Annotated in this window: 9 protein-coding genes; 7 read left to right on the plus strand and 2 right to left on the minus strand. The window is 67.9% G+C overall.

Features of this window, described 5'->3' with window-relative positions; translation table 11 throughout:
* Positions 1 to 53: 53 nt before the first annotated feature.
* The 5 genes from L8F97_RS07160 (at position 54) to hisC (ending at position 7,767) form a co-directional block, all read left to right on the plus strand.
* Complete coding sequence (locus L8F97_RS07160) at positions 54 to 1,751, plus strand: Hsp70 family protein (protein WP_242147952.1); 1,698 nt, start codon at positions 54 to 56, stop codon at positions 1,749 to 1,751.
* A complete protein-coding gene (locus L8F97_RS07165; RefSeq protein WP_242147954.1) occupies positions 1,748 to 3,478 on the plus strand; it encodes a hypothetical protein in 1,731 nt (576 codons plus the stop codon). Before L8F97_RS07160 ends, L8F97_RS07165 begins: the two co-directional genes overlap by 4 nt.
* 43 nt (positions 3,479 to 3,521) lie before the next feature.
* Positions 3,522 to 4,709 carry an NAD(P)/FAD-dependent oxidoreductase gene (locus tag L8F97_RS07170; protein WP_242147956.1) on the plus strand — a complete coding sequence of 396 codons (1,188 nt, stop codon included), beginning with the start codon at positions 3,522 to 3,524 and terminating at the stop codon, positions 4,707 to 4,709.
* Positions 4,710 to 4,861: 152 nt separating this feature from the next.
* Positions 4,862 to 6,571, plus strand: coding sequence for a DEAD/DEAH box helicase (locus L8F97_RS07175; RefSeq protein ID WP_242147958.1), 1,710 nt, complete (start codon positions 4,862 to 4,864; stop codon positions 6,569 to 6,571).
* Positions 6,572 to 6,669: 98 nt separating this feature from the next.
* Positions 6,670 to 7,767, plus strand: coding sequence for a histidinol-phosphate transaminase (gene hisC / locus L8F97_RS07180; RefSeq protein ID WP_242147959.1), 1,098 nt, complete (start codon positions 6,670 to 6,672; stop codon positions 7,765 to 7,767).
* Between the two features lie 48 nt (positions 7,768 to 7,815).
* Here the strand turns inward: hisC and L8F97_RS07185 are convergent, their stop codons facing one another.
* Positions 7,816 to 9,588: a diguanylate cyclase gene (locus L8F97_RS07185; protein ID WP_242147962.1), complete on the minus strand. Its 1,773-nt coding sequence runs from the start codon at positions 9,586 to 9,588 to the stop codon at positions 7,816 to 7,818.
* Between the two features lie 68 nt (positions 9,589 to 9,656).
* Positions 9,657 to 10,862 carry an LL-diaminopimelate aminotransferase gene (locus L8F97_RS07190; RefSeq protein ID WP_242147963.1) on the minus strand — a complete coding sequence of 402 codons (1,206 nt, stop codon included), beginning with the start codon at positions 10,860 to 10,862 and terminating at the stop codon, positions 9,657 to 9,659.
* 145 nt (positions 10,863 to 11,007) lie between these two features.
* On the opposite strand from L8F97_RS07190, the gene L8F97_RS07195 reads away from it, so the two are divergent.
* Together L8F97_RS07195 and L8F97_RS07200 are read left to right on the plus strand one after the other, a co-directional pair.
* Positions 11,008 to 12,729: a PHA/PHB synthase family protein gene (locus tag L8F97_RS07195; protein ID WP_242148291.1), complete on the plus strand. Its 1,722-nt coding sequence runs from the start codon at positions 11,008 to 11,010 to the stop codon at positions 12,727 to 12,729.
* Positions 12,730 to 12,862: 133 nt separating this feature from the next.
* Positions 12,863 to 13,693, plus strand: a complete 831-nt coding sequence (locus L8F97_RS07200) for a phasin family protein (protein ID WP_242147965.1) — start codon at positions 12,863 to 12,865, stop codon at positions 13,691 to 13,693.
* The last annotated feature ends 131 nt before the right edge of the window (positions 13,694 to 13,824 follow it).

Raw genomic sequence — 13,824 nt, forward strand, 5'->3', positions numbered from 1 at the left:
ACCGCCCGCGCAGGTAAGCGGGACGCGCAACGCAAGGTACGGACCCCACGCGCATGATTATCGGCATCGACCTCGGCACCACCAACAGCGCCTGCGCGGTGTGGAAGGATGGGGCGGCGACGCTGGTCCCCAACCGGCTCGGCCAGACGCTCACCCCCTCCGCCGTCAGCATCGATGCGGGCGGCGCGGTGCTGGTCGGCGTCGCCGCGCGCGACCGGCAGGCGAGCCATCCGGACGCCACCGCCACCGCGTTCAAACGGTATATGGGAACTAGGCGGACGACCAAACTTGGCGGGCGCGACTACAGTGCGGAGGAGCTTTCAGCGCTGGTGCTCCGCAGCCTGAAGGAAGATGCCGAGGCGTACCTGGGCGCGCCCGTGACCGAGGCGGTCATCACCGTGCCGGCCTATTTCAACGACCAGCAGCGCAAGGCGACGCACCGCGCGGGCGAACTGGCGGGCTTGCGGGTGGAGCGGCTCATCAACGAACCGACCGCCGCCGCGCTCGCCTATGGCATCCACAATCTGGAGGCGGAGGCACGGTTCTTCGTGTTTGATCTTGGCGGTGGCACATTCGACGTGTCGATCGTCGAGATTTTTGAGGGCATCATCGAGGTGCGCGCCTCGACCGGCGATAACCAGCTTGGCGGCGAGGATTTCAACGAGGTGCTGATCGGCCTGATGCGCGATCGCTTCGCCGCCGAATGGGGTGCGGCGGCACGCGACGACCGCCTCTACCAGCGGCTGCGCGAGGCGGCCGAGCGGACGCGGCGCGACCTGTCGAGCGCCTCCGCCGCGACGCTGCGCCTGGTGTGGCAGGACCGTGCTTACGAGATGGAAGTCGAGGCCGCGACGTTCGAGGCGCAGGCGAGCGGGCTGATCGAGCGGTTGCGCGACCCGGTGCTGCGCGCGCTTCGCGACAGCAGCCTCAGGCCCGATGCGCTGTCCGAGATCATCCTGATCGGCGGCGGTACGCGGATGCCGCTGGTGCGCCGCGCCGTCGCGCGGATGTTCGGGCGCTTTCCCAACGCGACGATCAACCCGGACGAGGCGGTCGCGCTCGGCGCGGCGGTGCAGGCCGGGCTGAAGGCGCGCGACGCGGCGCTGAAGGAAGTCGTCGTCACCGACGTATGTCCCTATTCGCTGGGCGTGAACGTCAGCCGCGCACAGCCGGGCGGCGGCTATGAGGAGGGCATCTTCGCGCCGGTGCTGGAGCGCAACACCGTCATCCCGGCAAGCCGTGTGCACAGCTTCCAGACGCTCAACGACAACCAGACTGAAGTGGTGTTCGGCATCTACCAGGGCGAGGCGCGGCTGGTGCGCGACAATGTCGAGATCGGCAAGACCCGCGTGAAGGTGCCGCGCGGCCCAGCCGGGCAGCGGATGGACGTGCGCTTCTCCTACGATGTCAGCGGCTTGCTCGAGGTCGATATCGTGGTCGAGCAGACCGGCGAGCGCACCAGCCTCGTCATCAACGACGATCATGTCGGCGACGATGCGAAGATCGCCGAACGGCGCGCGCTGCTCGCCGGCCTGAAGACACATCCCCGCGACGAGGAACTGAACCGGGCGGCGCTGGCGCGCGGCGAGAAGTGTTTCGAGAACTTCCTGGGTGAGGATCGCGCACGCATCGACCATCTCATCGCGGTGTTCCAGCACACGCTGGATGCGCAGGACCCGCGCGCGGCGGAGCAGGCGCGCGACGCGTTCCATGCCGCGCTCGATGGAATCGAGGGTGAGCGCTTCCTGTGAACGTGTGGGCGACGCTCGGCATCGCGGCGACCACCGATCGCGCGGTGATCCGGCGCGCCTATGCCAAGGCGCTGCGCGTCACCAACCCGGAGGACGATGCCGAGGGTTTTAAGCAACTGCGTGCCGCATATGAGTTGGCGCTCGCCTATGCCGACAACGCCGCCGCATGGGACGACGCCGACGGGGATGCGCCCGAAGCGGCGGTGCAGATCGTGCTCAGCGAGGCCGCGCTTGCCGAGCTGATCGAGGATGCCGAGAGTGTGCCCCTCGCCACGCCCGCCGCACCGCGGTTTCGAAGCGAGGCCGTCGACGATGCCGCGCCCGAGCTTGCCGACCTGCGCGCCGAGCGCGACGCCGAGATCGCGCGGCTGAACGATCTGCTCGGCACGCTGGCTCAGGCGCTGCACGGCCCGTGGAACGCGGACGAGGCGAGCCTGCGCGAGACGCTGGCGGCGATCCTCGCGCAGCCGGTGCTCGGCGAAATCGCGCTCTACGCCGATGTCGAACAGGTGATCGCGGGGATGCTCGCCGCGACGATACCGCGCAGCGATGCGATCATGTTCGAGGCGGCGCGGGCGTTCGGCTGGGTCGCCGCGCGGCCGGGCGCGGTCTCCCCAGCGGTCGCCGCTGTGCTGGCGCGTCTCGACGCATGGCGCCTGATCGAGACGTTCCAGCGCGCCGGTCATCCCCTGCGCCGGGCATGGCGCAGCCTGACACGCCCGCCCGGCCCCTATTGGCGGTGGCGCATCGCGGCGCTGCGGCCGGGGGTAGAGGCCGGCGTCGCGACGTTGCTCGGGATCGACGGTCCGGTCGCGCCGGGACTGTCCTACTCGTTTCAGGCCGCATCGGTCGCGCGCTGGCGCGCTTTGCTCGATCGGCCGCACTGGACGCGCAGCATGGCGGCCGCAATCCCGCTGATCGCGCTGCTTTCGATCTTCCTGTCCGATGCTCTTGGCTTGCCTTGGCCCGGCGACGGACCGGTCGCGCGCTGGGGTACCTTTGCCGTCATCCTGCTCAGCCCCGTCGCGCCGTTCGCGGCGCGCGTCGCGCGGGCGCGCTTCCTGCGGCGGGACCATCCCGTTTGGCTGACCCAAGGCTGGATCGGCGCACTGGCGACGGTGTTGCTTGGCGCGATGCTGCTACCGGCGTCGCCGCTCGCGCTGCTGGTGCTGACCGTTGCGAGCGCGCTGGCGTGGGGGTGGATGGCGATTGCCGCCGGGCAGGCATTGCGTGCCGAGCGGATCGCACGCCTGCGCACGAGCTGGCTGCCGATCCTGCTGTGCGCGCTGTTCGGTGGTGCGGCGGCGACGTTGCTGCATCCGGTGCACCGCGGCGCCCTCGCGCTCATGCTGGCGCTGGGCGCGACGCTGATGGCGGCACCGCTGGCCCCGATCGCCGACCTGCTGGCGCGCCTGCCGCATTGGCGGGCAGGGTTCGCCGTACCGCTGGTGCTGGCGATCGCAGGCATGGCGTATGGCTGCGCCTGCTTCTCCGTGGCCGGCGAAGATACGCGGCTATTCTACGCCGCCACGCTCACGCTGATCGCCGGGAGCATCGTGGTCGCGGCGGCGCAGATCGGCGGCGTGCGCGGCAACCGGGAATATCTGGCATTGCGGCTGCTGCGGGTGGGGCTGATCGGCGCATTCCTGTTCACGACGATCATCAGCATCGGGGACCAGCCGTCGGACACTTCGTCTCCACCTCCCGTCACGCTGCCGATGACCTGACGCGCCATTCCTGCGGGCGGCTTTTGCGGCTAGGGGCGCTGCGATGACGACGACACCTTTTGATGCGATCATCCTCGGCGCGGGCGCGGCGGGGCTGTTGTGCGCGGCAACCGCGGGCCAGCGTGGGGCCCGCGTACTGCTGATCGACCATGCCGATCAGGTCGGCAAGAAGATCCTGATCTCGGGTGGCGGGCGGTGCAATTTCACCAACCGCGATACCGTTTCGGACCGATTCCTGTCGGCCAATCCGCATTATGCGAAATCGGCGCTGGGGCGCTACACACCGGCCGACTTCCTTGCGCTGGTGGAGGCTTATGGCATCGCCTGGCACGAGAAGACGCTCGGGCAGTTGTTCTGCGATGGCTCCGCCAAACAGATCGTCGCGATGTTGCAGGCCGAGTGCGACAAGGCGCAGGCTACGCTGTGGCTTGGCGAGGCGATCGGCGAAATTGGGCACGCGGACGGCGGCTACCGCATCACCGTCGGCACCCGTACCGCGACCGCGCCCGCGCTGGTGATCGCGACCGGCGGCCCGTCGATCCCACAGATGGGGGCGACCGGCTTCGCGTACGATCTGGCGCGGCGGTTCGGGCTCAAGGTGGTCGAGCCGCGCCCGGCACTGGTGCCGCTGACGCTGGGCGGCGAGGAGACGTTGTTCCGCTCGCTGTCGGGCGTGGCGACCGAAGTGACCGCGAAAACCGGCAAGACCGGCTTTCGCGAGGCGGCGCTGTTCACGCACAAGGGGCTGTCCGGGCCGGCGATCCTCCAGATTTCGTCCTATTGGCGGCATGGTGAGAGTGTCGGCATCAATTTCCTGCCCGCGCTGGCGGACGGCTGGCTGGTCGCCGCCAAGCACGCGCGGCCGCGCGCGACGTTGGAGCATGTGCTCGACCGGCATCTGCCCGCGCGGCTGGCAGTCACGCTGGCCGACCGGCTCGATCTCGACGGCGAGCTCGGCACCTTTACCGACAAGCGCGTGGCCGAGGCCGAGCGGCGGCTGGCGGACTGGCGGTTCGCGCCGAACGGGACGGAAGGTTTCGCCAAGGCCGAAGTGACGGCGGGGGGCATTTCCACCGCAGACCTGTCCTCCAAGACGATGGCGGCGCGCAAGGTGCCGGGCCTGTATGCGATCGGCGAGGCGGTGGACGTGACCGGGTGGCTTGGCGGGTACAATTTCCAATGGGCGTGGGCGAGTGGCTGGGCGGCGGGCATCGCGATCGCCGGCGCGTAACGCAGTCGAGCAGGCTGGGCGAAGGCGCAGTCGCAGGCGTCTCCGCGGATAGCGCCCGAGGTGCATTTCGGTAAGGGCGTGCTTTCCGGCGGTTTGTCTGCTATGGGAGCGCGCTCAATCGCGCGACAGGCGCGTCCAGCATTCGGAAAATCATGCCCTTTACTCATCTTCCCGCGCTTCTTGGCGAAGCGCTCACCGCGCGTGGTTATGCCGCGCCGACCCCCGTCCAGGCCGCCGTCATCGCGCCCGAGGCCGAGGGGCGCGACCTGATCGTGTCCGCGCAGACCGGCTCCGGCAAGACCGTCGCGTTCGGCCTCGCCATCGCGCCGCAATTGCTTGGCGAGGATGGCACGCTGCCGCCGGCGCGCGCGCCGCTCGCGCTCGCCATCGCACCGACTCGCGAGCTGGCACTGCAGGTCAGCCGCGAACTCGAATGGCTGTATGGTAAGGCCGGCGCGCGCATCTCGACCTGCGTCGGCGGCATGGACGCCTCGCGCGAGCGCCGCTCGCTCAGCCACGGCGCGCATATCGTCGTCGGTACGCCGGGGCGGTTGCGCGACCATATCGAACGCGGCGCGCTCGATCTTTCGCAGTTGCAGGCGGCGATCCTCGACGAGGCCGACGAGATGCTCGACATGGGTTTCCGCGAGGATCTCGAACAGATCCTCGATGCGACGCCGGACGGCCGCCGCACGTTGATGTTCTCGGCGACGATGCCGAAGTCGATCGTCGCGCTTGCCAAGCGCTACCAGAAGGATGCCTTGCGCATCACCACGGTCGGCGAGGATCGCGGGCACGGCGACATCAGCTATCAGGCGGTCACGGTTGCGCCGGCCGATATCGAGAACGCGGTCGTTAACCTGCTGCGTCTGCATGAGGCCGAGACGGCGATTTTGTTCTGCGCGACGCGCGATAACGTGCGCCACCTCCACGCCGGGCTGATCGAGCGCGGTTTCTCCGCGGTGGCGCTGTCGGGCGAGCATAGCCAGAACGAGCGTAACGCGGCGTTGCAGGCGCTGCGCGACCAGCGCGCGCGCGTCTGCGTCGCCACCGACGTGGCGGCGCGCGGCATTGATCTGCCGACCGTCACGCTCGTCGTGCATGTCGAACTGCCGCGTGATGCCGAGACGCTCCAGCACCGCTCCGGCCGCACCGGTCGCGCCGGCAAGAAGGGCACCGCCGTCCTGATCGTGCCGTACCAGCGCAAGCGCCGCGTCGAGATGATGCTGCGCGGCGCGCGCATCGCGGTGGAATGGCTGCCGGTGCCGAGCGTCGACGATATCCGCAAGGCCGACCGCGAGCGGCTGATGACGCAGTTGCTCGAGCCGGTCGAGGTCGACGAGCATGACCGCGAACTCGCCGCCAAGCTGCTCGAACAGAAGTCACCCGAGGACATCGCCGCCGCGCTGGTGCGCAGCTACCGTGCGCGCATGCCCGCGCCCGAGGAGATGCTGGCGGAAGGCCCGGCCGAGCGCACGCCCGGCAAGGAACATCACCGCGAAGGTTTCGACGACGTGGTGTGGTTCCGCATGGATATCGGCCGTCGCCAGAACGCCGATCCGCGCTGGATCCTGCCGCTGATCTGCCGTCGCGGGCACATCACCAAGAACGAGGTGGGGGCGATCCGCATCGCCCCGAACGAAACCGCGTTCCAGATCCCGCGCGGCCTTGCCGCCAAGTTCATCGCCTCGGTCAAGCGTACCGCGGGTGAAGAGGCCGAGGGCAACGTGCAGTTCGAGCAGCTTGCCGGCGCGCCACAGGAGGCGCCGCGCGGCGGCCCGCGCCGATCGAACAATGGCCCGGCACCGGTGCGCCACGCACCCCGCCCCACGCTGCGCACCAACAAGCGCCCGCAGCGCTGAGGCGGTTTCGCCGCGCCGTTCAGGTGCGGCGAAACGAAGGTGATCGAGCGATCGAACGACACTAGCGCAGCCCCACGGCGACGGCTAAGCGACGTGTCATGCTGGCACCGAAACCCAAAGACTGGATCATGGCGATCGCCCCCTACGTACCGGGGCGGTCGTCGATCGATGGCGACGCAAAGGTCGTCAAACTTTCCTCCAACGAGAACGCACTCGGCACCAGCCCGAAGGCGATCGCGGCGTTCGAGGCGCATGCCGGCGATCTCGCCCGCTATCCCGATGCCAGTGCCGCCGATCTGCGCGACGCGATCGGCGCGAAGTACGATCTCGATCCCGAACGGATCATCTACGGCACCGGATCGGACGAAATTCTCCATCTGATCGCCGGTGCCTATGCGGGTCAGGGCGACGAGGTCATCCACGTCCGCTACGGCTTTGCGGTGTACGAGATCGCGACCCGGCGTGTCGGCGCGCTGCCGGTGATCGCACGCGATAAGGATTATGCCACCGACGTCGACGCGATCCTCGCCTGCATGACGAACAAGACTCGCATCGTCTTCCTCGCCAATCCCAACAATCCGACCGGCACGTTCACGCCGCGCGCCGAAATCGCGCGGCTGCACGCAAACCTGCCCAACCGGGTGATGCTGGTGATCGACCAGGCCTATGCCGAATTCCTGGAGGCGGAGGACGACGACGGTGCGCTGGAGCTTGCCCGCCACGCCCCCAACGTGATCGTGACGCGCACCTTCTCCAAGATCCACGGGCTTGCCGCCGAACGGATCGGCTGGGGCTATGGCTCGGCCGAGGCGGTGGCGGCGATGCACCGCATCCGCGCGCCGTTCTGCTGCACGATCGCCGGGCAAGCCGCAGCGATCGCGGCGGTGCAGGACGACGCCTGGATGGACCGGACGCGCGAGCACAACCGCAAATGGCGCGCGTGGCTCGCCGGGGAGATCGCCAAGTTGGGCGCGGCCGGGCTCAGCGCCGTGCCCAGCGAGGCCAACTTCCTGCTGGTGCTGTTCGACGGCGCGGTGAGCGCGGAGGTCGCGTATCACCAGTTGATGGAGCGCGGCTATATCGTGCGGTGGCTGCCCAATCAGGGGCTGGCGAACGGGCTGCGCATCACCATCGGCACCGAGGATGAGACACGCGGGCTGGCGGCGGCGCTGCACGAGATCGTGGCGCGGGCCTGATCTCCAAGCCAGCGCCGGTGGAGCGGTGCACGGGGCAGCCGCGAACCGCTATCCGACGGCGCGCTCGGTGCGGTTCCGGCCCAGCGCCTTGGCACGGTACAGCGCCTCATCGGCGCGGCTGAACAGCGCGTCGATGGTGAGGTCGCGGCGCAGCGGCATCACGCCCGCGCTCATCGTGATCGACAGACTACCCTTGCCCGCCGGGATATCGGTGCGGGCGAGCGTGTCGCGGAGCCGGTCGCAGATCGCCACTGCGGCGCCGCAGTCACGCCCGGCGAACAGGATCGCGAATTCCTCACCGCCAATCCGGCCGACCGCATCGTCCGTCCGCAGGTTGGCGCGCAGCAGATCGGCCAGCACCAGCAACGCGGCATCGCCGGCGGCATGACCGTAAACGTCATTGACGCGCTTGAAGTGATCGACATCGATCAACGCAAGCGTGCCGGGCGGCGCATCGGCACGCAGCCGCTTCTCGACGCAGAGGCGGAAAGCGGTACGGTTGAGCACGCCGGTGAGCGGATCGGTCGAGGCGGCGTGTTCCAGTTCCGCCTCGCGGCGTTTGCGGCCGTCCAGGTCGCGCAGGATACACACCACTGCGGCGGGTCGGCCATCGGCATCGATGACGATGCGGCTGTTGGCCTCGAACCAGCTCGCTACGCCATCCGCCTTCACCGCCCGGAACTCGAGCACCACGGTTCGCTCCGGCGCGGCGAGACCGGCGTGGTAATAGGCGCGGACCCGGTCGCGATCCTCGGGCGAAATGATGTCGATCAGGCTGGTGCCGACCAGTACCTCAGGCTCGTACAGCGCGATCTCGCGCACTGACGGGGAAATGAAGCGGATGGTGCCATCGGGATTGAGCGTGACCATGATGTCGGTCGCGTTATCGGCAAGCAGGCGATAGCGCGCCTCGTTCTCGGCCAATGCTTGCGACAGCGCCTCGCGCTGCTTGAGCAATGCCGCGATCGGCAGCGCGGTGACGAACAGTGCGGCCAGGTAGAACTGGAAGAATTGCAGCCGCGCGGCGGCGTCACCGTGCATCAGCATCACCGGGCCGTGGCCCTGCACCGTCAATACGCCGCCGATCGCGGCGACGATCACGATGCTGACGGCGGCGCCCGCGCGGTGCAGGGCGAAGGTGGCGATCACGACGGGCAGCACCGGCAGGAACAGCAGCGGCAGCGCATCCTGCCAAAACGTCGCAAGCGTGGTGACGGCGACCAGCAACACGACACCGACCGCGATCACGGCATGGCGCGGACGCGCGAGTTCCGCCCACACGCCCTCGTCGCGCCGCGCCACCAGCGCAAGCGGCGTACCGAGCAGCAGGCCGAGACCGTGACCGATGATCCAGTCGACAAACACCGGCCGGAACAGGCTGCCTTGATACGCGACCACTGCCACTGCCGCGCCCGGCAGCGCACATAGCGCGACCGAGACGAAACAGGCGGCGACGAACACCGGCATTGTTTCAATGGAGCGGAACAGCGTATCGTTCACGCGCCAACGCCGCAGCAGGGCAGCCGCTATCACCGCTTCACCGACATCGACCATCGCATAGGGCATCGCGATGGGGTGCCACCCAGAGACCGCCAACACGACGCCGAACATGCCCGTCCACGCGGCGACCACATAGGCGGGCCATTGCCTTGGCGGCGTCTTGCACAGCATTGCGAGCAACGGGCCGTTCGCCAGCCAGATCAGCGCGATCCCGTGATTGAGCCGCGTCAGCAGCCCGCCCGCCGCCGTGAGCGCAGCATACAGCAGCATCGTCGAAACGACAGGCAGCGCCATCGCGCGCAACTGTTCCCGGATGCTCATCCGCCTTCAATAGCGCCGCCGCCTTAACGCGGCGTTGCGGTTGCGGCGGATCGCCGCCCCCGCACGCGTCAGCCGGTGCGCGCGGGCGTGTTGACGCCCATGCTTTGCAGGTAGCGCTTCACATTGCGCGCTGCCTGCCGCAGCCGCTGCTCGTTCTCGACCATGGCGATCCGCACGAACCCCTCGCCGTTCTCGCCGTAGCCGACGCCGGGCGCGACCGCGACCTTGGCGTGGGTGAGCAGCTGCTTGGAGAACTCCAGGCTGCCGAGATGTTTCAGCGCAGGCGGCAGCGGTGCCCAGGCGAACATGCTGGCGGGTGGTGCCGGGATATCCCAACCGGCGCGGGCGAAGCTCTCGACCAGCACGTCGCGGCGCTTGTGGTACAGCACGCGGTTGGCCTCGACGATATCCTGCGGGCCGTTGAGGGCGGCGCACGCCGCCGCCTGGATCGGCGTGAACGCGCCGTAATCAAGGTAGGACTTCACCCGGCTCATCGCCGCGATGAGCTTGGCGTTGCCGACCGCGAAGCCGATCCGCCAGCCTGCCATCGAATAGGTCTTCGACAGCGAGGTGAACTCGATCGCGACGTCCTTGGCGCCGGGCACCTGGAGGATCGAGACGGTCGGCTTGCCGTCGTAATACAGCTCCGAATAGGCGAGGTCGGAGATGATCCAGACCTTGTTCTCCTTCGCCCACGCCACCAGCCGTTCGTAGAAGGTGATGTCCACCGTTTCGGCAGTAGGGTTGGACGGATAGTTCACCACCAGCACCGACGGGCGCGGCACGGTGAAGGCGATCGCGCGGTCGAGCGATTCGAAATACGCCTCGTCCGGCGTGGTCGGCACTGCGCGGATCGTCGCGCCGGCGAGGATAAAGCCGAACGTGTGGATCGGGTAGGACGGGTTGGGCGCGAGCACGACATCGCCCGGCGCGGTGATCGCGGTGGCGAGGCTGGCGAGCCCCTCCTTCGATCCCATCGTGACGACCACCTCCGTCTCGGGATCGACCTCGACGCCGAAGCGGCGGCCGTAATAGTTCGCCTGGGCGCGGCGCAGGCCGGGGATGCCCTTGGACTGCGAATAGCCGTGCGCATCGGGCTTCATCGCGACTTCGCACAGCTTCTCGATCACGTGCGGCGGCGGCGGCAGATCGGGGTTGCCCATGCCGAGATCGATGATGTCCTCGCCGCCCGCGCGCGCAGCCGCCCGCATCGCGTTCACTTCGGCGATGACGTACGGTGGCAGGCGCTTCATGCGGTAGAATTCGTCGGACACGGGATCAGCCCCAATAAGGTTCGCCAAGGTGCGAACGCGGGCATATAGAAACCGAAGCGGCGCGGACGTAAAGCAAAACCCGTGCACGAGCAGGAGTGCGCGCGTGAGCGATACTGATACCAAGCCGACCACTGGCGCAGCCGCGATGCCCGCGATGCCGAGCCTGGAGGAGATGCAGCGCTGGACTTTGGTGTTCGGGCGGATGCAGCAACTGTTGCTGGAGAACGGCCTCGCCGCGATGAAACCGGTCGAGACGGCGGTGCCGCCGATCCCCGGCGTGACCGACCCGGCGACCGTCGGGCGCGTCACCGATTTCTGGCGCGACAGCGTCGCGATGTGGCAGCAGATGCTCGTCCCCGCCGCACAGCGTACCGCCGAGAAGCCCGAACAGGCCGCTGATCGCCGCTTCCGCGATTCGGCATGGCGCGAGAACCCGGTGTTCGACTGGATCCGGCAAAGCTACTTCCTGATTTCCGACCATATGCTGCGCGCGGTCGATTCGGTGGAGGGACTTGAGGACAAGCAGAAGGAACAGCTCCGCTTCGCGACCCGCGCCTTCATCGACGCGATGAGCCCGAGCAACTTCCCCGCCACCAATCCGCAGGTGCTGGAAAAGACTATCGAGACGCGTGGCGAAAACCTCGTCAAAGGCTTGCAGAACATGCTGGCCGACATGTCCAAGGGGCAGATGACGCAGGTCGCGCCGGGCGCGTTCGAGGTCGGCCGCAATCTGGCGATGACGCCGGGCAAGGTGGTGCATCGCACGCCCTTGTACGAACTGATCCAATATGCGCCGACCACGCCCGACGTGCTGGCCGCGCCGGTGGTAATCTTCCCGCCGTGGATCAACCGCTTCTACATTCTCGACCTGACGCCGGAGAAGAGCTTCGTGCGCTGGGCGGTGGAACAGGGCATCACCGTGTTCATGGTGTCGTGGCGCTCCGCCGACGCGACCATGAAGGACGTGGTGTGGGACGATTACGTCGCCGCGCAGATCGACGCGATCACCGTTGCCAAGACCGCGCTGGAGGCGAAACACATCCACGCGATCGGCTATTGCGTGGCGGGCACCACGCTTGCCGCGACGCTGGCGGTGCTGACCGCGCGCGGGGAAGCCGACATGGTGGCGAGCGCGACGTTCTTCACCGCACAGGTCGATTTCGCGGATGCGGGCGAACTGCTCCACTTCGTCGACGATACGCAGCTGGCGATGTTCAAGGAACTGACCCCGGACGGTTATCTCGACGGGCGGTACATGGCGGCAACGTTCAACCTGCTGCGCGGGCGCGACCTGATCTGGAACTACGTCACCAACAATTATCTGCTCGGCAACGATTATGCGCCGTTCGATCTGCTCCACTGGAACAGCGACACCACCAACCTGCCCGCCAAGTGGCACATCAGCTACCTGACCGATCTGTACCGCGACAACCGGCTCGCCACCGACGGCGAATTGAGCGTGGACGGCACCCCGATCCACATCAGCCAGGTCAAGACCCCCGCCTATGTGCAGGCGGGGCGCGAAGATCATATCGCGCCGGCAGGCAGCGTGTGGAAACTGACCCGTCACCTCGCCGGGCCGGTGCGCTTCGTACTGGCCGGATCGGGGCATATCGCCGGAGTGGTGAACCCGCCAGCCGCGAACAAATACCAATATTGGACGAACACGGAACCGAAGGACACGCTGGAGGATTTTATCGCCGCCGCGCACGAGACCAAGGGCAGCTGGTGGCCCGACTGGGTGGCATGGCTTCGCGCGATCGACCCGGAAACGGTGCCGGCGGCGGGTGCGCGGGTGCCGGGCGCGGGCGCGGGCGCGCTCGCAGCGATCGAGGAGGCGCCCGGCCGCTACGTTCGGGAACGCTAGCGTCGCCTCCAAACGGCTGCATTGCCGGCGGTGATCACTCCGATATGGTCTATGTTGCACTGCAACAAATCTGTTGCAGCATGTCATCGCCTGCGCTATATTGCGACGCAGCAATTCCGTAGGAGATGGTGATATGGCCAGCGATGGACCAAAGCCCGTGATGCGCGGCAAGCCGGTCGCCAAGGATGTGTTGCCGGGCCTTCCCGGCGCCGCCACCCCGGCCAAGCGCGGTCCCAAGGCAAAGCTGCCGGTGGCGGCTGCCAGCGAGATGCCGGCACCGAGTCTGCCGGACGCGATCACCCCCGCCGTCGTCGCCGCCGCGGTACTGGACGTTGCGCACGAGCCGATGCCGCACACCAGCGCGCCGGAATCGGTCGCTGCCGCGCCGGCTCCTGAGCCGGTCGCACCCGCACCCGTCATCACCCCGTCGCCAGCGCCCGAACCGGTCGCTGCGGCCCCCGCCTTTACCAACCCGCAACCCACCGCCCCGGTCTTCTCCGTGGCGCATGTCCAGAAGGAAGAGACCATGGAAGCCACGATGCAGGACGCCACGACGAAGACCCAGGCCATGTTCGGCGACGTCAACGAGCGCGCCAAGTCGGCGATGGAAAAGAGCAGCAAGATGTTCGAAGAGATGAACGCCTTCGGCAAGGGCAACGTCGAGGCGATGGTCGAATCGGGCAAGATCGCGGCCAAGGGCCTCGAGACGCTCGGCCAGGACGCTGCCGAATACACGCGCAAGCAGTTCGAGAACACGACCGCCATCATGAAGAGCATGGCGTCGGTGAAGTCGCCGACCGAGCTGTTCAAGATGCAGAGCGATTTCATCCGTCAGTCGTTCGACTCGATGGTCGCCGAATCGTCGAAGAACACCGAGGCGATGCTGAAGCTGGTCGGTGAGATCGCGCAGCCGCTGTCGAACCGCGTCGCGCTTGCCGCCGAGCGGGCGAAGATCGCCGCCTGATCGGTCCACCGATCCGGTAACAGAGGGGTCGCTCCGCATGGGGCGGCCCTTTTTGCGTCCTGGTGTTGAGCATTGTGACGCAAAAACCAAGAGCCGTGCCGAACGCCCCTTGCCCTTGCCGCCCGCGATGC

This window comes from Sphingomonas sp. BAUL-RG-20F-R05-02 (assembly GCF_022662305.1).
Classification (GTDB): domain Bacteria; phylum Pseudomonadota; class Alphaproteobacteria; order Sphingomonadales; family Sphingomonadaceae; genus Sphingomonas.

Bases quoted from the DNA above. Each gene is read 5' to 3' on its own strand.
- L8F97_RS07160 (WP_242147952.1), top strand. From the start codon at position 54: ATGATTATCGGCATCGACCTCGGCACCACCAACAGCGCCTGCGCGGTG.
- L8F97_RS07170 (WP_242147956.1), top strand. From the start codon at position 3,522: ATGACGACGACACCTTTTGATGCGATCATCCTCGGCGCGGGCGCGGCG.
- L8F97_RS07175 (WP_242147958.1), top strand. From the start codon at position 4,862: ATGCCCTTTACTCATCTTCCCGCGCTTCTTGGCGAAGCGCTCACCGCG.
- hisC (WP_242147959.1), top strand. From the start codon at position 6,670: ATGCTGGCACCGAAACCCAAAGACTGGATCATGGCGATCGCCCCCTAC.
- L8F97_RS07185 (WP_242147962.1), bottom strand. From the start codon at position 9,588: ATGAGCATCCGGGAACAGTTGCGCGCGATGGCGCTGCCTGTCGTTTCG.
- L8F97_RS07195 (WP_242148291.1), top strand. From the start codon at position 11,008: ATGCCCGCGATGCCGAGCCTGGAGGAGATGCAGCGCTGGACTTTGGTG.
- L8F97_RS07200 (WP_242147965.1), top strand. From the start codon at position 12,863: ATGGCCAGCGATGGACCAAAGCCCGTGATGCGCGGCAAGCCGGTCGCC.